Consider the following 16,178-nt stretch of genomic DNA (forward strand, 5'->3'; position numbering starts at 1 on the left):
AAATGTCCATGGGCATCGTCGTGCAGAAGTACGGCGGCTCGTCGGTGGCGGACGCCACCAGCATCAAGCGAGTCGCCCAACGCATCGTGGCGACCAAGAAGGCCGGTCACGACGTGGTCGTCGTCGTGTCCGCGATGGGTGACACGACCGACGAGCTGATCGACCTGGCCAACCAGGTCTCTCCCCTCCCGCCGGGCCGCGAGCTCGACATGCTCCTCACCGCAGGTGAGCGCATCTCGATGGCGCTGCTGGCGATGGCGATCGAGACCCTGGGCCAGGAGGCGCGCAGCTTCACCGGCTCGCAGGCCGGCGTCCTCACCGACGACGTCCACGGCAAGGCCAAGATCATCGACGTCACGCCCGGCCGCCTCCAGTCGGCGATCGCCGACGGCGCGATCGTCATCGTGGCGGGCTTCCAGGGCGTCTCGCAGACCACCAAGGACATCACCACGCTCGGCCGCGGCGGCTCGGACACCACCGCCGTCGCGCTGGCGTCGGCGCTCAAGGCCGACGTGTGCGAGATCTACACCGACGTCGACGGCATCTTCACCGCCGACCCGCGCATCGTCCCCACGGCCACGCGCATCCCCGCGATCTCCTACGAGGAGACGCTCGAGATGGCCGCCAGCGGTGCGAAGATCCTGCACCTGCGGTGCGTCGAGTACGCCCGCCGCAACACCATGCCCATCCACGTGCGGTCGTCGTTCAGCGACAAGACGGGCACGTGGGTCGTGGCCGCCGAAGACGTCAGCAAGTACACGGAAGAAGGACAGGCGATGGAGCACGCCATCATCTCCGGGGTCGCCCACGACCGCAGCGAGGCCAAGATCACCGTCGTCGGGGTGCCCGACAAGGTGGGCTACGCCGCCGCCGTCCTGCGCGCCCTGGCCGAGGCCCGGATCAACATCGACATGATCGTCCAGAACGTGTCGGCCGCCGCGACGGCGCTCACCGACATCTCCTTCACGCTGCCGCGCGACGACGGCCAGACCGCGATGACCGCGCTGGCCCGCCTCAAGGACCAGATCGGCTTCGAGCGCCTGCAGTACGACGACAGCGTCGGCAAGGTCTCGATCGTCGGCGCCGGCATGCGCTCGCAGCCCGGCATCACCGCCACGTTCTTCGAGGCGCTGGCCGCGGCCGGCGTCAACATCGGCATGATCTCCACCTCCGAGATCCGCATCTCGGTCGTCGTGGGCGAGAACGAGGTCGACGCTGCGGTCAACGCCGCCCACGAGGCCTTCGGCCTGGGCAACGAGGACACCGAGGCCGTCGTGTACGGAGGGACCGGGCGATGACCAAGATCGGAGTCGTCGGCGCGACCGGCCAGGTCGGCGCCGTCATGCGTCAGTTGCTCGAGGACCGGAACTTCCCCGCGGAGTCGGTGCGCTTCTTCGCCTCGGCCCGCTCGGCGGGCAAGACCCTGCCGTTCCGCGGCGAGGAGATCGTCGTCGAGGACACCGCCACGGCGGACGTCTCCGACCTCGACATCGCGCTGTTCAGCGCCGGCGCCACGATGAGCAAGGTCCAGGCCCCGCGCTTCGCCGAGGCCGGCGTGACCGTCATCGACAACTCGTCGGCGTGGCGCAAGGACCCGAGCATCCCGCTGGTCGTCAGCGAGGTGAACCCCGGCGACATCCCCGCAGGCGACGGCCCCCGCGGCCGCGGCATCATCGCGAACCCGAACTGCACCACCATGGCCGCGATGCCGGTGCTCAAGCCGCTGCACGACGCCGCCGGTCTCGTCCGGCTCACCGTCAGCAGCTACCAGGCGGTCTCGGGCTCGGGCTTGGCCGGCGTCGAGGAGCTGCACTCGCAGGCCCTCGCCACGGTCGAGAAGGCCGACGCGCTCACCCACGACGGTCGCGCGCTCGAGTTCCCCGAGCCGGTCAAGTACGTCGCGCCGATCGCGTTCAACGTGATCGCGCTGGCGGGCGCGATCGTCGACGACGGCTCGCACGAGACCGACGAGGAGCAGAAGCTCCGCAACGAGTCGCGCAAGATCCTCGGCCTGCCCGACCTGCGGGTCGCGGGCACGTGCGTGCGCGTCCCGGTGTTCACGGGCCACTCGCTGTCGATCCACGCCGAGTTCGCGAACGACATCACGCCTGAGCAGGCCGAGGAGATCCTCGGCTCGGCGCCCGGCGTGACGCTCACCGACGTGCCCACCCCGCTCGAGGCGGCCGGGCGCGACGAGAGCCTCGTCGGCCGCATCCGCCAGGACCAGTCGCTCGAGGGCAACAAGGGCCTCGTGCTGTTCGTGTCGGGCGACAACCTGCGCAAGGGTGCCGCGCTCAACACGATCCAGATCGCCGAGCTGCTGGTCTGATCTGCCAGCCCGCCCAAGATGTGCTCCCATTTCCACCTTTCAGAGGGCTTGAAAGGTGGAAATGGGAGCAAATCTCGTCAAGGGCGGAAGGCGAGGAAGTCGTCGAGGACCTCGGGGTTCTGCAGCGCGCCCTTGGCCGCCGCGTCGTCCACGGGCGTGCCGCGCAGGATCTTCTTGACGGGTACCTCGAGCTTCTTGCCCGAGAGCGTGCGCGGCATGCCGCGCACCTGGTGCACCTCGTCGGGCACGTGGCGAGGCGACAGCTTCGAGCGCAGCTCGGTGGCGATCCGCTTCGTGAGGTCGTCGTCGAGCACCGCGCCCTCGACGAGCGCCACGAACAGCAGCAGGCGCCCGGCGCCGCCCTCGGAGTCCTCGAGGTGAACCACGATGCTGTCGGCGACCTCGGGCATCGACTCGACGACCGAGTAGAACTCCGAGGTGCCCAGCCTCACGCCACCGCGGTTGAGCGTGGCGTCGCTGCGGCCGGTGATCGTGCACGAGCCGTACGAGGTCAGGTTGATCCAGTCGCCGTGGCGCCAGACGCCCGGGAAGTCCTCGAAGTAGGCGGCGCGGTAGCGCGAGCCGTCGTCGTCGCCCCAGAAGCCGACGGGCATGGACGGCATCGGCTGCTTGATGACGAGCTCACCCAGCTGGTCGCGCACCGGCCGGCCCTGCTCGTCGAACGAGTCCACGTCGCAGCCCAGCGACCGGCACGAGATCTCGCCCGCGTAGACCGGCACCGTGGGCGCCGCCCCGACGAACGCCGCACAGGTGTCCGTGCCGCCCGAGACCGAGGCCAGCTGCACCTGCGGGTCGAACTCGTCGTAGACCCAGCGGAATCCTGCCTCGGGCAGCGGGGCGCCGGTGGAGCCGAGCGCGCGCAGCGCCGAGAGGTCGGCGACCTGCGCGGGGTGCAGCTCCTCCTTGCGGCACTGGAGCAGGAACGGGGCGCTGGTGCCGAAGTACGTCACGCCGACCTCTGCGGCCATCTGCCAGAGCGCCTCGAGGCCCGGATGGGCCGGGTTGCCGTCGAACATCACCACGGTGGTGCCCGCGCCGATGCCGGAGACGAGGTAGTTCCACATCATCCAGCCGGTGGTGGAGAACCAGAAGAAGCGGTCCTCGGGGCCGAGGTCGCTCTGCAGGCTGAGCGCCTTGAGGTGCTCGATCGTGATGCCGCCGTGTCCGTGCACGATCGGCTTCGGCAGGCCCGTGGTGCCCGAGGAGAACAAGACGTAGAGCGGTGCGTCGAACGGCAGCCGCGCGAACTCGAGCGGGCCGCTGGTGGCGGTGAACTCCCGCCAGGTCGTGGCGCCTTCGGGAGCGGGCGCCTCGGGGTCCAGGTACGGCAGCCAGACGACCTGGCGCAGTGACGGCAGCGCCTCGGTGATCGTGGCCACCTGGTCGCGCCGGTCGATCCCCTTGTCGCCGTAGCGGTAGCCGTCGACGGCGAGCAGAACCACAGGCTCGATCTGCTGCCACCGGTCGATGACGCTCTGCGTGCCGAACTCGGGCGCGCACGAGGAGAAGATCGCGCCGAGGCTGGCCGACGCCAGCAGCAGCACGAGCGTCTCGGGGATGTTCGGCGCGTAGGCCGCCACCCGGTCGCCGGGGCTGACGCCGGCCGCGAGAAGTCCCTGTCGTGCCCGCGCCACCTGCTCGCGCAGCCCGGCGGCGGTCAGCGTGACCTCGTCGCGGCTCTGCGACCGCGCGATCACCACGACGTCGTCGTCGGCGCGCCCCGGGATGCGCAGCATCGCCTCGGCGTAGTTGAGCCGCAGCTCGGGGAACCAGCGCGCTCCGGGCATCGAGGCATCGGGGAGCACGGGCTCGGCGGTGCCGTCGTGCGGCAGGTCGAGGTACTCCACCCAGGCGCCCCAGAACCCGGCGAGATCGTCCACCGACCACTGCCACAGCGCGTCGTAGTCGGGGACGTCCACTCCCTTCGTGCGGGCGACCCAGGCGGCGAAGCGCTCGATCGCGGAGGTGCCGGAGAGGGCGGGCTCCCAGAGGACGTCGGCAGGCATGTCGGCAGTCTAGGTGTGACGCACGACGCACGAGAGTCGGGACCGGGCAGGTCGCGAGGCGGCCGCCGGCCGTGGCTTCCCCACCAGACCGACGACCGCCTCGCTCGCGCCGGCATGCCCCCCAGCACGCCGGCGCACCCCGCACGGTGGAACACCCGCGGGGCGGCTCCTCGGCCTTCCCGCCCCGGTGCACACACGCGGGAGAACCCGCTCACCGGAGCTGCCGAGCGCCCGGACCGATCCGGGCACCCGGTCAGTGTGCCCTAACTGCGAGTTACGCGCCAATCGGGAGGGCGTGGGCCGATGCACCCCAGAACGGCACGAAGCCCGGACTCCGAGGGAGTCCGGGCTTCGTGAGTGGGTCGGGGTGACAGGATTTGAACCTGCGGCCTCGTCGTCCCGAACGACGCGCGCTACCAAGCTGCGCCACACCCCGTGTGCAACCTCAGAAATTCTACCCGGTCAGGGTGAGGACTGTCGCCTCGGGGCGGCAACAGAACCGGAACGGGGTGAACGGCGAGGTCCCGCAGCCCGCCGAGACGTGCAGCCACGAGCGGTCGTGACCCGGGGTCCGGTGCGTGTGGAGGCCGTTCGCGCGGGCCCGATCGATGTCGCAGTTCGTGACCAGCGCGCCGAACCCCGGAACCTGCAGCTGACCGCCGTGCGTGTGCCCCGCGAGGATCAGCTCGTTGCCCGCGGCGTTGAACGAGTCGAGCACGCGCAGGTAGGGCGCGTGCGCGACGCCGATGCGCAGGTCGGCGGTGGCGTCGGCGGGCTGGTGGTCGAGCCGGTCGAACCGCAGGTGCGGGTCGTCGACGCCGGTGAAGGCGATGCGGGTGCCCTTGACCGTGAGCTCGTCCCGCCGGTTGTTGAGGTCGCGCCACCCCTGGTGGGAGAGCACGGCGCGCAGCTCCTCGTACGGCAGGTCGCGAGGGCGCTCCCAGTCGCCGCCGGTGTCGACGCCCGTGCCACCGGTGAGGTAGGTGGCCGGGTTCTTGAGCTTCGGCGAGTAGTAGTCGTTGGACCCGAAGACGAAGACGCCGGGCACCTGCAGGAGGTCGGAGAGGGCGGTCACGAGAGGCACGACCGAGTCGCGGTGGGCGAGGTTGTCGCCCGTGTCCACGACGAGGTCCGGCCGCAGCCCGGCGAGGGACTCGAGCCACTCCTGCTTCGCGTGCTGGCCCGGCGTGAGGTGGATGTCCGACAGGTGCAGCACGCGGATCGGCTCGTGCCCCGCGGGCAGCACCGGCGCCGTGAACTCGCGCACCACGAAGCGGCGCGTGGCCTCGACGTAGGAGTACGCGAGCGTGCCCAGTCCGAGCGCCGTGGTCGCTCCCAGCAGCCGGGTCAGTCGCATGCCGGAAGCCTAGTGGCCGCCACCGACCGCCGTCAGATCCAGCCGTGCTCGTACGCGTGCTCGGCTGCCTCGTACCGCGAGGACGTGTCGGTCTTGGTCATCGCGCTCGACAGGTAGTTGCGGACCGTGCCCTCGGCGAGGTGCAGGGTGCCCGCGATCTCGGCCACCGAGAGGTGGCGCCGGGTCAGCCGCAGCGCGTCCAGCTCGCGGTCCGAGAGCGGCGAGGCCTCGGCGTTCAGTGCGGCTGCAGCGACCTCGGAGTCGACGTAGCGCCGGCCCGCCGCGACCTCGCGGATGACCTGCGCGAGGGCCGACACGGGGCTCGACTTGGGCACGAAGCCCGCGATCCCGGCGGCCATGGCGCGCCGGAGCACGCCCGGGCGGGCGTGGCGGGTCATGAGGACCGACCGCGCGAGACCGTCGATCTGGGTCGCGACCTCGATCCCGTCCGTCGGCGGCATCTCCAGGTCGAGCAGCACGACGTCGGGCGCGTGCGTCCGCACCAGGTCGAGCCCGTCGGCGCCGTTGCCGGCCTCGCCCACGACCTCGAGGTCCTCCTCCAGGGCGAGCAGGGCCACGATCGCGCTGCGGATCATCTCCTCGTCGTCGACGACCACGACCCGGATCACAGGACCACCTCGACGGTGAAGCGGTCGTCCTCGCGCCGGACCGCCAAGCGGCCGCCGCCCGCCGCGACCCGCTCGGTCAGCGACGCCAGGCCCGAGCCGGGCGACCCCGTGGCCTCGCGGGCGCCGTCGTTCGTGATGGCCAGGCGCTCCGGTGACGCCTCGATCCGCACGGTGGTCGCGGCGCTGTGGCGCAGGATGTTCGTCGTCGCCTCGCGCAGCGCCAGCGCGAACAGCGGCTGGTCGAGGCCCTCGTCGCACTCCACGGTGACGTCGGCGCCGGCCGCCTCGAGGACGGCGGCCGCGTTGGCCATCTCCTCGCGCAGGCTCGTGCGCCGGTAGCCGCGCACGATCTCCTTGGTCTCGGTCATCGCATCGCGCGCAATCTGCTGGACCTCGCCCATCGACGCCCTCGCGGCGGCGGGATCGCGGTCGAGCTGGCGCTCGGCGAGCTCGGCCTTGAGCGCGATCACCTGCAGGTGGTGACCCTGGACGTCGTGCAGGTCGGCCGCGAGGCGCAGCCGCTCGCGCACCGCCGCGAGGTCGGCCTCGGCCTCGCCCGCGGACCGCACCTGGAGCATGAGCTGCCACAGCCACACCTGGAACACCGAGACGGCCGGCAGGAAGAGGGCCATGAAGCCGATGACGTACGCGCCCTGGAAGTCCAGGTCGAGCAGCTGGTCCCAGCCCGCGACGGCGTAGAGGCCGAGCAGCACCGGCACCGCCAGCACCAGCAGGGTGTTGCGTCGCCGTGGCGACACGTCGATCGCCAGCAGCGAGACGACGAGCCACGGCACGAGGACGATCCCCGGCGGGAAGGTCGGCGGCAGCCAGGCCAGCGGGTAGACCAGCAGGGCCGGCGCGAGGTACTTCGCCCGCTGCGACCACGCGATCTGCTCATGCCCCAGTCCGTGGCGCGCCGCGGCGATGAGGGGCCGGCAGGAGAGCCACACGACCGCGGCGATCACCACGAGCAGCAGGACGCTGCGCACGACCGCGGTGCCCTGGACCAGGTCGCCCGTCGCCCGCGCCGCCGGGCCGATCGTCCCGAACACGACGTAGATCCACAGGCTCGAGGCGGTGTAGCGCCAGGTCGCGACGAAGCCGTCGGGGTTCGAGCTCACGGTCCCGACCGTAGCCGAGGAGGCGCATGACAGATGTCATCGGATCTGGTGACTCCACGCGCTGGTGGGCACCGGTCCCCGGCCGCGAGGGTGGAGACATGGAGACCACCGACAACGCCGTGATCGACGTTCGCGGCCTGACCTGCACGTACGGTGACTTCACCGCCGTGCGCGACCTCGACCTGACGGTCCGGCGCGGCGAGCTGTTCGCCCTGCTGGGCACGAACGGCGCGGGAAAGACCACCACGATGGAGACCCTGGAGGGACATCGGGCCGCGGACGCTGGGAGGGTCCGCGTCCTGGGGATGGACCCGGTCGCCGACCGCGCCCGGCTGCGGCCCCGGCTCGGCATCATGCTGCAGGAGTCGGGATTCGCCGGCGACCTCACGGTGCGCGAGACCGTGGACCTGTGGGCCTCGCTCACGACCAACCCCCGCCGCACCGACGAGGCGCTGGAGCGGCTCGGCCTGGCCGACCGCGCCGGGACCCGCGTGGTCCAGCTGTCCGGCGGTCAGCGCCGCCGGCTCGACCTCATCCTCGCGACGCTCAACAACCCCGAGGTGCTGTTCCTCGACGAGCCGTCGGCCGGGCTGGACCCCGAGTCCCGCGAGGCCGCCTGGCGCTTCGTCGCCGACCTGAAGGCCGGCGGCACCACGGTCGTGCTGACCACGCACTACCTGGAGGAGGCCGAGGCGCTGGCCGACCACGTCGCGATCATGCACGAGGGCCGCGTCGCCACCGAGGGCAGCGTCTCGGACGTCGTGGGCACCGCACCCGCCGCGATCGAGTTCACCACCGTCGGCCTGGCCGGCGCCGACCTCGACCGCGAGCTGCGCACCGTCGTCGACCCCGTCTCGCTGCGCATCACGGCGGACCGCGTCCGCCTCGACGTCGCCGACCTGCAGTCCTCGCTGGGCCGCCTGCTGCGCTGGGCCGACCAGCACGGCCACCGTCTCGAGCGGCTCAACGCCTCGGAGGCCAGTCTCGCCGAGATCTTCACCCGCGTCAGCCACAGCAGCAACCGTCTGGAGGATGCCTCATGAGCACCACGACCACGCCCACCTCGCCGACCGCCCTCGCCCGCGTCCGCGCGATCGCGGGATCGGAGTTCCGGCTCATCGCACGTTCCAAGGCCGTCCTGTTCAGCGCCACCGCGCTGCCGCTGATGTTCGCCGCGTTCCTGTTCGTCCAGCGCGAGACCGCCGTCGAGGCGTCCGACGACACCACCGCATCGGTCGGCATGGTCTCGATGGTCGTCATGTTCTTCGTGATGTTCACCGTCTACATCACCGCCACGACGACCCTCGTGACCCGGCGCCAGGACCTGTTCCTCAAGCGGCTGCGCTCGGGTGAGTCCTCCGACCTCGTGATCCTGACGGGCCTGCTCGTGCCGCCGGTCCTGCTGTGCCTGGGCCAGACCGTGCTGGTCCTGGTCGCCATGGTGGCGCTGGGCAACGGGATGCCGGGTGCCTGGTGGTGGCTGCTGGCGGCGCTCGTCGGGCTGCTGGCCTCGTCGGTCACCGCCGCCACCGCGACCGCCGCGCTGACCCCCAACGCCAGCGCCGCGCAGATCTCGAGCATGCCCTACGTCGCTCTCGCGCTCGGCACCCTCATCGCCTCGCCGATGACCGAGAACCGCTGGCTCGACCTCACGCCCGGCGGCGCGCTCGTGACGCTGGTGCGCGCCGCCTACGAGATGGACGTCTACGGCAACGTCGGCGTGGCCGTCGCGGGCCTCGCCCTGTGGACGTACTTCGGGTACGACCTGTCGAAGCGCCTGTTCCGCTGGGAGCCGCGGCACTGAGATCGCTCGTCGCGCAGGCGGTGGGAGAATGGCGACATGTCAGCTCTCAAGGACCGCCTGCGCGACGACCTCAACACCGCCCTGAAGTCCCGTGACGCCCTGCGCACCTCCGTGATCCGCATGGCGCTCGCCGCGATCACCAACGCGGAGGTCGCCGGCAAGGAGGCGCGCGAGCTGACCGACGACGACGTCCTCACCGTGCTGTCGTCGGAGGCCAAGAAGCGCCGCGAGTCGGCCACCGCGTTCGACGAGGGCAACCGCCCCGAGCTCGCCGAGAAGGAGCGCGCCGAGGCCGCCATCCTGGCCGACTACCTGCCCGAGCCCCTCAGCGACGAGGAGATCGCCGCGATCGTCTCGGACGTCATCGACCGGACCGGCGCCGCCGGCGAGGGCATGAAGGCGATGGGCAAGGTCATGGGCGCCGTCTCGGCACGGACCAAGGGCCGTGCCGACGGCGGCGCCGTGGCCGCCGAGGTCAGGCGCCAGCTGGGCGCCTGAGCCCCTCGCTCAGTCGTCGTCCCCGCCGCGGCCGCGTCCGCGGCCCGGGCGATCGTCGTCGCCCCCGCCGCCCTTCTTCGTGGCGCGGGGCGCCGACGGCAGCGTCACCGAGTCGAACTTGGCCGGGGTGAGCGACTTCTCGATCTCGCCCATGGCCGCCTTCCACTGCGGACCCGCCAGCGAGGAGCCGCCGGCCTGGGAGAACGACACCGGAGTGCCGCGCAGCGTGGTGCCGACGAGTCCGGCCGGCTGGCCCTTCTTGTTGATGCCCGCGATCATCGACGCCGCCGAGATCTCGGGCGTGTAGCCGGTGTACCAGACGGCCTTGCTGTCGTTGGTGGTACCGGTCTTGGCGGCCGACGGGATGCTCAGGCCGGTGCCGTTGCTGTAGCCGAAGCCGCCGGGCTGCTGCAGGCCGACGAGGATCGCGTTGATCGTGGCGGCGGTCTTCTTGCTCATGGCGCGCTTGCACTCGGGCTTGTACTTCTTGATCGTCTTGCCGCTGCGGTCGAGGATCTCGGCGACCGGGGCGGGCTCGCAGTACATGCCCCCGGCGGCGGGCGTGGCGTAGGCGGCGGCCATGTCGAGCGGGCTGACGTCGATCGGGCCCAGCGTGAACGACGGGATGTAGCTGCCGGGGCTGCCCTTGTCGATGTCGGGCTCGGCGGTGGGGATGCCCATCCGCTTGGCCATCTTCACCGTCTCGCACAGGCCCGCGTCGCGCTCGAGCTGGGCGAAGTAGGTGTTCACCGAGCGGCGCAGGCCGGTGACCATGTTGAAGCCGCCCGCACCCGTGGAGTTCTTGACCTCCCACTGGCCGGTGCCGTTGCCGTCGCAGTCGAAGTAGGTGCCCGTGGGGATCCTCATCGTCTGCGGCGAGTTGTAGGACTTGCTCGCGGGGATGCCGTCCTCGAGGGCGGCGGCCGCGGTGAACATCTTGAAGGTCGAGCCGGCCTGGAAGCCGTTCGAGTCGCCGTACCGGCGGGGCACCGAGAAGTTGATGTACGTCTCGCCCTTGCCCTTGCCCATCGAGCGCGACTGGCCGATCGCGCGCACCTTGCCGGTGCCGGGCTCGACGAGGGCCAGCGAGCCGATCGCCTTGTCGGTGTCGCCGACGTACTTCGTGACCGCCTTGTTGACGGCCTTCTGCATCGACAGGTCGATGTTGGTCTTGATGGTGAGGCCGCCGCGCTCGAGCATCGCCTGACGCTCCTTGACGGTCTCGCCCAGCGCCGGCTCCTGCAGCAGGTAGCGGCGGATGTAGTCGCACGAGAACGCGGCCTCGGAGTCGACGCAGCCGTTGGGGAACGACGTGATCTTCAGGCCGATCGGGGTGGCGCTGAGCTCCTCGGCCTCGGCCTCGGGGATCTTGCCGAGGCGGGCCATGACGCCGAGCACCGTGTTGCGGCGCTGGAGCGCGCGCTCGGGGTAGATGCGCGGGTTGAACTGCTCGGGGTTCTGCACGAGGCCGGCCAGCGTGGCGGCCTGCGCGGTGGACAGCTTGTCGGGGCTGACCGAGAAGTAGTGGTAGGCCGCGGCGCGGATGCCGTACGCGCCGTCGCCGAAGTAGGCGATGTTGAGGTAGTGCTCCAGGATCTCGTCCTTGGAGTACTTCTTCTCGTAGTTGATCGCCAGCTTGAGCTCGCGGATCTTGCGGGCCGTGGACACCTCGGTGGCGGCGGCGCGCTGCTCCTTGGTCGTGGCCTGCTGCACGAGCGTGAGCTTGACGAGCTGCTGGGTGATCGACGAGCCACCCTGCGTGTTGCCGTCGGAGGCGTTGTTCATCAGGGCGCGCAGCGTGCCCTTGAGGTCGAGGGCGCCGTGCTCGTAGAAGCGGTAGTCCTCGATCGAGATGATCGCGGTCTGCATGACCGGCGCGATCTTCTTCAGCGGCACGTCCTGGCGGTTCTCCTGGTAGAAGTACGCGACGCGCTTGCCGTTGGAGGCGATCAGGCGGGTGGTCTGCGGATTCGGCAGGTCCTGCAGCGCGAGCGGCAGGTCGACGACGTCCTTGCTGACCTTGTTCGACGTGCTGGCCAGGAAGGCCGTGCCGGGCACGAAGATCGCCGCGACGATCACTCCGGCCAGCACCGAGAGCCACGCGATCGAGCCGATCGCCCCCAGCTTCGACGTCGGCCGCGGTTCGCTCTCGGCGACCTTCTTGATCGAGTCACCCATGTCCTGCCACGCCATGGGCACGAGGATACGGGAGATCGGCAACCCGCCCCGGCACCGGCGAGACCAGCGCGGCCCGGGAGCGACATGACTATTTGGGACTATGTATCAACTACCCGGAGGAATCTGTCCGGTTACCGCGGAAATCCCTAGGCTCTTTCTCAGCAGAAACAAGTTCACCTCTCGGTCACGGGGACCCGGAGGATCTCGGGAAAGGGTCTCTGCGCATGTGGAACGACAACTGGTCTCAGAACGCGGCTTGCCTCGGCAAGTCGGATGATCTCTTCGTGAAGGGCGCGGAGCAGAACCGCGCCAAGCTCGTCTGCAACGGCTGCGGCGTCCGCGCCGAGTGCCTCGCCGAGGCGCTCGACAACCGGATCGAGTGGGGCGTCTGGGGTGGCATGACCGAGCGTGAGCGCCGCGCCCTGCTGCGTCGCAAGCCCAACGTCCGCAAGTGGCGCGAGCTGCTCGTTCCCGCCAGCTGACCTGACCTCAGGCGCCCTGCGGGGCGCCGAGGTGATCACCGATCACCCTCAGGCCACCGAGGTCGTGGACGTCCGTGTCCAGTGCCGGCACGGGCACCACCTCCACGTTGCGGTGTGCCGCACTGAACCGCTCGCGCAGGCGGTTCTCCCGCTCCGCCAGCCGCATCCGCTCGGCATGGACGTCGAGCAGCTCCGCGGTCCGGCGCTCCGCCGCCCGCCCGTCCGCCAGGCGGGGCGAGGCCGACTCGGCGTCGGCCGCCGTGACGCCGGCCGCCGACTCGTCGTGGACGCGATTCACCACGAGGCCCGCCAGCGGCATGTCGTCGGCCGCCAGCCGCTCCACGAAGTAGGCCGCCTCGCGCATCGCCGCCGCCTCGGGCGCCGCGATCACCAGGAACGCCGTGCCGTCGGCCTGCAGCAGCGAGAACGTCGCCTCGGCCCGCTGGCGGAACCCGCCGAAGAGCGTGTCGAACGCGGCGATGAACGTCTGCATGTCGGTGAGGACCTGCGCGCCCAGCACCTTGTTGAGCGCGCCCGTCACGATGCCCAGGCCCGCCGACAGCAGCTTGGCCGGGCCGCGCGCCGGCGCCAGCATGAGCCGGATGAACCGGCCGTCGAGCAGCGACGAGAGCCGCTCGGGAGCATCGAGGAAGTCCAGCGCCGACCGTGACGGCGGCGTGTCCACGACGATGAGGTCCCACCGGTCCTCGGCGTGCAGCTGGCCCAGCTTCTCCATCGCCATGTACTCCTGCGTTCCCGCGAACGAGCTCGACAGCGCGACGTAGAAGGGGTTGGCGAGGATCTCGGCGGCCTTCTCGGGCGAGGCGTGCGCCTCGACGACCTCGTCGAAGGTCGTCTTCATGTCGAGCATCATCGCGTCGAGCGAGCCGCCGAGCTCGGTGTCGATGCCCTTGACCGGACGCGGGGTGTTGTCGAGCTCGAGCAGGCCGAGCGACTGGGCCAGGCGTCGCGCCGGGTCGATCGTCAGCACGCACACCGTGCGGCCCTGCTCGGCCGCGCGCAGGGCGAGCGCCGCGGCGGTGGTGGTCTTGCCGACGCCTCCGGAGCCGCAGCACACGACGATGCGGGTGGTCGGGTCGGCGATCAGGCCGTCGACGTCGATCCGCGCCGGCTGCTCGGTGGCGGAGAGCCGGCGCTCGGTGCGGGGCCGGCGCTCGCGCGGGGTGGTGGTCACGCGGGCGGTCATCGGGCGTCCTCCACGAGCGGCGCGAGCTCGGCGGCGAGGTCCTGCAGCGCGCCCAGGTCGATCCCGCCCGTCAGCAGCGGGAGCGTGACGTGCGGCCGACCGCACTCCTCGATGATCGTGCGCTGCTCGTTCTGCAGCTGCTGGCGCTCGATGTGCCCGAACCCGTCGGCGACCAGCGTGGCGGCGGCGTCGCGCGGCAGCCCGGCCTTCTCCAGCACCGGCGCGACGGCCTTCGCGTCGAGGCGACCCGCCTCGAGCGCCTCGACGGTGTCGTCGGACAGCAGGGACGGTCGCACGAGGTTCACCACGACGTGCCCCACGGGCAGCCCCTCGCGGCTGAGCTCGTCGATGCCGTCGAGGGTCTCCTGCACGGGCATCTCCTCCAGCACGGTGACCAGGTGCACCGCTGTCTGCGGGCTGCGCATCATGCTCATGATCGACTCGGACTGCGTCTGGATCGGGCCGACCTTCGCCAGACCCGCCACGTCGTCGTTGACGCCCAGGAACCGCGCGATCCGGCCCGTGGGCGGTGCGTCCACCACGACCGCGTCGTAGACGAATCGCGAGGACTTGTCGCCCGTGCGGCGACGGGCGGCCTCGTAGACCTTGCCGGTGAGCAGCACGTCGCGGACGCCCGGCGCGATCGTCGTGGCGAAGTCGATGACGCCGAACTTGTCGAGGGCCCGGCCGGCCCGACCGAGGCGGTAGTACATCTGCAGGTACTCCAGCAGCGCGGCCTCGGGATCGATCGCGAGCGCGTGCACGTGGCCTCCGGCGTCGCTCGTGGCGATCCTGCGCTCCTCGTACGGCAGCGGTGGGACGTCGAAGAGCTGAGCGATGCCCTGGCGGCCCTCGACCTCGCACAGCAGGACCTTCAGTCCCTTGCCGGCGAGCGCCAGTGCGAGCGCGGCCGCCACCGTGGTCTTGCCGGTGCCGCCCTTGCCCGTCACGACGTGCAGTGGAGTCGAGTTGGCCACGCGTCGAGACTACCGAGGGTCGGGCCGGAACGTCGGGCGAGAACCGCACCCGCCCGCGCGGGGATACAGTCGGGGCCATGACCAAGTGGGAATACCTGACGGCCCCCGTGCTCGTCCACGCGACCAAGCAGATCCTCGACAACTTCGGGCGCGACGGCTGGGAGCTGGTCCAGATCGTGCCCGGCATGAACCCCGAGAACCTCGTCGCCTATTTCAAGCGCCCGGTGGCCTGACATGGGCGCCGTCGTCGACCGCCTGGCCTCGATGGGGCTCACGGTCCCCGAGGTCGCGGCGCCCGTCGCGTCCTACGTCCCGGCCCTGCGCAGCGGCTCGCACGTGTTCACGTCCGGCCAGCTGCCGTTCGTCGACGGCGTCCTGCCCGGCACCGGCAAGGTCGGCGCCGAGGTCACGCCCGAGGACGCGCGGGAGTACGCGCGGCTGTGCGCGCTCAACGTCATCGCCGCGATCAGCTCGGTGGTCGACCTCGACTCGGTCGTCCGTGTCGTGAAGCTGACCGTGTTCGTCGCGAGCGACCCGTCGTTCACGGGCCAGCCCGCCGTGGCCAACGGCGCGAGCGACCTCATGGCCGCCGCGTTCGGCGCCGCCGGATCGCACGCCCGCAGCGCCGTCGGCGTCGCCGTGCTGCCCCTCGACACGCCCGTCGAGATCGACGCGGTCGTCGAGGTCCGCTGACGTGCTGGTCCCGGTCCCGGCCCGGATGCAGGAGCGGCTGAAGGACTTCGACCCCGAGACGGCCGTCACCCCGAAGGACGCGGCCACGATCGCCGTCGTCCGCGACGGCGAGGACGGCATCGAGGCGTTCCTCATGCGCCGTCACTCCGCCATGGCGTTCGCCGCGGGCATGTACGTGTTCCCGGGCGGCGGCGTGCAGGACGACGACGGCGAGCCGATGACCTGGGTGGGCCCCGCCCCCGAGGTCTGGGCCGAGCGCTTCCACTGCGAACCCGACCGCGCGGCCCGGCTCGTCGTGGCTGCCGTGCGCGAGACGTTCGAGGAGACCGGCGTGCTGCTGGCCGGGCCCGACGAGCACTCCGTCGTCGGCGACACCACCGACCTGGCGTGGGCGCGCGAGGACCTCGAGGCGAAGAAGATGTCGTTCGCGCGCTTCCTGGCCGACCAGGGCCTGGTGCTGCGTGCCGACCTGCTCGGTGCGTGGGCGCACTGGATCACCCCGGCCCTCGAACCGCGGCGCTATGACACCCGGTTCTTCGTCGCCGCGCTCCCCGCGGGCCAGCGCATCGGCACCGTGAGCACCGAGGCCGACAAGTCGCTGTGGGCGCCACTGTCGGAGGTGCTCGCACTCGTCGACGCGAAGCAGGCCGCGATGATGCCGCCCACCGCGGTCACCTGTCGCGAGCTCTCGACCCTGGCGGCCACCGAGGTGCTGGACGCCGCGGCCGAGCGCCGCATCCGTGCCATCGAGCCGCACTTCGTCCGCAAGGACGGCGAGTGGTGGCTCGAGACCGAGCGTGAGGAGCACCTGTGAGCGAGCGCCAGCGAGCGAACCGAGGGGATGTCACGCCGGCTTCCCCGTACCGTCGACTCATC

At 71.1% G+C, this 16,178-nt stretch carries 16 protein-coding genes and 1 tRNA gene; 9 read left to right on the forward strand and 8 right to left on the reverse strand.

Going from position 1 to position 16,178, the window contains the following annotated elements:
* Nucleotides 1–8 precede the first annotated feature (8 nt).
* Both ACGWYL_RS05415 and ACGWYL_RS05420 read left to right on the forward strand, forming a co-directional pair.
* Nucleotides 9–1,298: an aspartate kinase gene (locus ACGWYL_RS05415; RefSeq protein WP_269304290.1), complete on the forward strand. Its 1,290-nt coding sequence runs from the start codon at nt 9–11 to the stop codon at nt 1,296–1,298.
* Nucleotides 1,295–2,329 (forward strand): aspartate-semialdehyde dehydrogenase, encoded by a 1,035-nt coding sequence (locus ACGWYL_RS05420; RefSeq protein ID WP_395486624.1) that lies wholly within the window; start codon nt 1,295–1,297, stop codon nt 2,327–2,329. Before ACGWYL_RS05415 ends, ACGWYL_RS05420 begins: the two co-directional genes overlap by 4 nt.
* 77 nt (nt 2,330–2,406) lie before the next feature.
* On the opposite strand, the gene ACGWYL_RS05425 is transcribed toward ACGWYL_RS05420, so the two are convergent.
* The 5 genes from ACGWYL_RS05425 to ACGWYL_RS05445 all read right to left on the reverse strand — a co-directional run bounded on the left by ACGWYL_RS05425 (nt 2,407) and on the right by ACGWYL_RS05445 (nt 7,463).
* A complete protein-coding gene (locus ACGWYL_RS05425; protein WP_395486625.1) occupies nt 2,407–4,356 on the reverse strand; it encodes an acetoacetate--CoA ligase in 1,950 nt (649 codons plus the stop codon).
* 362 nt (nt 4,357–4,718) lie between these two features.
* Nucleotides 4,719–4,792, reverse strand: a tRNA-Pro gene (locus ACGWYL_RS05430).
* 18 nt (nt 4,793–4,810) lie between these two features.
* On the reverse strand, nt 4,811–5,713 hold the full coding sequence (locus ACGWYL_RS05435; RefSeq protein WP_395486626.1) for a metallophosphoesterase: 903 nt from the start codon (nt 5,711–5,713) through the stop codon (nt 4,811–4,813).
* A 32-nt stretch (nt 5,714–5,745) separates the two neighbouring features.
* Nucleotides 5,746–6,342, reverse strand: coding sequence for a response regulator transcription factor (locus ACGWYL_RS05440; protein ID WP_179427544.1), 597 nt, complete (start codon nt 6,340–6,342; stop codon nt 5,746–5,748).
* Nucleotides 6,339–7,463 (reverse strand): sensor histidine kinase, encoded by a 1,125-nt coding sequence (locus tag ACGWYL_RS05445; protein ID WP_179427541.1) that lies wholly within the window; start codon nt 7,461–7,463, stop codon nt 6,339–6,341. Before ACGWYL_RS05445 ends, ACGWYL_RS05440 begins: the two co-directional genes overlap by 4 nt.
* Before the next feature lie 98 nt (nt 7,464–7,561).
* Here ACGWYL_RS05445 and ACGWYL_RS05450 point away from each other — a divergent pair, with 98 nt between their 5' ends.
* The 3 genes from ACGWYL_RS05450 to ACGWYL_RS05460 are packed head-to-tail and all read left to right on the forward strand — an operon-like array spanning nt 7,562 to nt 9,765.
* Nucleotides 7,562–8,506 carry an ABC transporter ATP-binding protein gene (locus ACGWYL_RS05450; protein WP_395486627.1) on the forward strand — a complete coding sequence of 315 codons (945 nt, stop codon included), beginning with the start codon at nt 7,562–7,564 and terminating at the stop codon, nt 8,504–8,506.
* The gene (locus tag ACGWYL_RS05455) at nt 8,503–9,267 is read left to right on the forward strand and encodes a hypothetical protein (RefSeq protein ID WP_395486628.1); all 765 of its coding nucleotides are present in this window, start codon (nt 8,503–8,505) and stop codon (nt 9,265–9,267) included. The genes ACGWYL_RS05450 and ACGWYL_RS05455 overlap by 4 nt, the downstream gene beginning before the upstream one ends.
* 36 nt (nt 9,268–9,303) lie before the next feature.
* A complete protein-coding gene (locus tag ACGWYL_RS05460) occupies nt 9,304–9,765 on the forward strand; it encodes a GatB/YqeY domain-containing protein (RefSeq protein ID WP_395486629.1) in 462 nt (153 codons plus the stop codon).
* Nucleotides 9,766–9,774: 9 nt separating this feature from the next.
* Here ACGWYL_RS05460 and ACGWYL_RS05465 read toward each other — a convergent pair whose 3' ends face one another.
* On the reverse strand, nt 9,775–11,958 hold the full coding sequence (locus ACGWYL_RS05465) for a transglycosylase domain-containing protein (protein ID WP_395486630.1): 2,184 nt from the start codon (nt 11,956–11,958) through the stop codon (nt 9,775–9,777).
* 209 nt (nt 11,959–12,167) lie between these two features.
* On the opposite strand from ACGWYL_RS05465, the gene ACGWYL_RS05470 reads away from it, so the two are divergent.
* Entirely contained in the window at nt 12,168–12,425 is a 258-nt protein-coding gene (locus ACGWYL_RS05470) for a WhiB family transcriptional regulator (protein WP_269304303.1), read from the forward strand.
* Between the two features lie 7 nt (nt 12,426–12,432).
* Here the strand turns inward: ACGWYL_RS05470 and ACGWYL_RS05475 are convergent, their stop codons facing one another.
* Both ACGWYL_RS05475 and ACGWYL_RS05480 read right to left on the reverse strand, forming a co-directional pair.
* Entirely contained in the window at nt 12,433–13,632 is a 1,200-nt protein-coding gene (locus ACGWYL_RS05475; RefSeq protein WP_179427529.1) for an ArsA-related P-loop ATPase, read from the reverse strand.
* Entirely contained in the window at nt 13,629–14,609 is a 981-nt protein-coding gene (locus ACGWYL_RS05480) for an ArsA-related P-loop ATPase (protein WP_395486631.1), read from the reverse strand. Before ACGWYL_RS05480 ends, ACGWYL_RS05475 begins: the two co-directional genes overlap by 4 nt.
* Before the next feature lie 77 nt (nt 14,610–14,686).
* Here ACGWYL_RS05480 and ACGWYL_RS05485 point away from each other — a divergent pair, with 77 nt between their 5' ends.
* From ACGWYL_RS05485 to ACGWYL_RS05495, 3 genes are read left to right on the forward strand one after another with little or no spacing between them, the layout of a single operon-like run.
* Entirely contained in the window at nt 14,687–14,842 is a 156-nt protein-coding gene (locus ACGWYL_RS05485; protein WP_153302903.1) for a DUF4177 domain-containing protein, read from the forward strand.
* A 1-nt stretch (nt 14,843) separates the two neighbouring features.
* Complete coding sequence (locus ACGWYL_RS05490) at nt 14,844–15,302, forward strand: RidA family protein (protein WP_395486632.1); 459 nt, start codon at nt 14,844–14,846, stop codon at nt 15,300–15,302.
* A 1-nt stretch (nt 15,303) separates the two neighbouring features.
* On the forward strand, nt 15,304–16,116 hold the full coding sequence (locus ACGWYL_RS05495) for an NUDIX hydrolase (RefSeq protein ID WP_395486633.1): 813 nt from the start codon (nt 15,304–15,306) through the stop codon (nt 16,114–16,116).
* Nucleotides 16,117–16,178 lie beyond the last annotated feature (62 nt).

Origin of the sequence: Aeromicrobium sp. JJY06, from assembly GCF_044069275.1 — a bacterium.
Lineage (GTDB): Bacteria > Actinomycetota > Actinomycetes > Propionibacteriales > Nocardioidaceae > Aeromicrobium > Aeromicrobium tamlense.

Excerpts from the sequence above, each read along its gene's own strand:
- ACGWYL_RS05415 (WP_269304290.1), top strand. The coding sequence starts at position 9 with ATGGGCATCGTCGTGCAGAAGTACGGCGGCTCGTCGGTGGCGGACGCC.
- ACGWYL_RS05420 (WP_395486624.1), top strand. The coding sequence starts at position 1,295 with ATGACCAAGATCGGAGTCGTCGGCGCGACCGGCCAGGTCGGCGCCGTC.
- ACGWYL_RS05425 (WP_395486625.1), bottom strand. The coding sequence starts at position 4,356 with ATGCCTGCCGACGTCCTCTGGGAGCCCGCCCTCTCCGGCACCTCCGCG.
- ACGWYL_RS05435 (WP_395486626.1), bottom strand. The coding sequence starts at position 5,713 with ATGCGACTGACCCGGCTGCTGGGAGCGACCACGGCGCTCGGACTGGGC.
- ACGWYL_RS05450 (WP_395486627.1), top strand. The coding sequence starts at position 7,562 with ATGGAGACCACCGACAACGCCGTGATCGACGTTCGCGGCCTGACCTGC.
- ACGWYL_RS05455 (WP_395486628.1), top strand. The coding sequence starts at position 8,503 with ATGAGCACCACGACCACGCCCACCTCGCCGACCGCCCTCGCCCGCGTC.
- ACGWYL_RS05460 (WP_395486629.1), top strand. The coding sequence starts at position 9,304 with ATGTCAGCTCTCAAGGACCGCCTGCGCGACGACCTCAACACCGCCCTG.
- ACGWYL_RS05465 (WP_395486630.1), bottom strand. The coding sequence starts at position 11,958 with ATGGCGTGGCAGGACATGGGTGACTCGATCAAGAAGGTCGCCGAGAGC.
- ACGWYL_RS05470 (WP_269304303.1), top strand. The coding sequence starts at position 12,168 with ATGTGGAACGACAACTGGTCTCAGAACGCGGCTTGCCTCGGCAAGTCG.
- ACGWYL_RS05475 (WP_179427529.1), bottom strand. The coding sequence starts at position 13,632 with ATGACCGCCCGCGTGACCACCACCCCGCGCGAGCGCCGGCCCCGCACC.
- ACGWYL_RS05485 (WP_153302903.1), top strand. The coding sequence starts at position 14,687 with ATGACCAAGTGGGAATACCTGACGGCCCCCGTGCTCGTCCACGCGACC.
- ACGWYL_RS05490 (WP_395486632.1), top strand. The coding sequence starts at position 14,844 with ATGGGCGCCGTCGTCGACCGCCTGGCCTCGATGGGGCTCACGGTCCCC.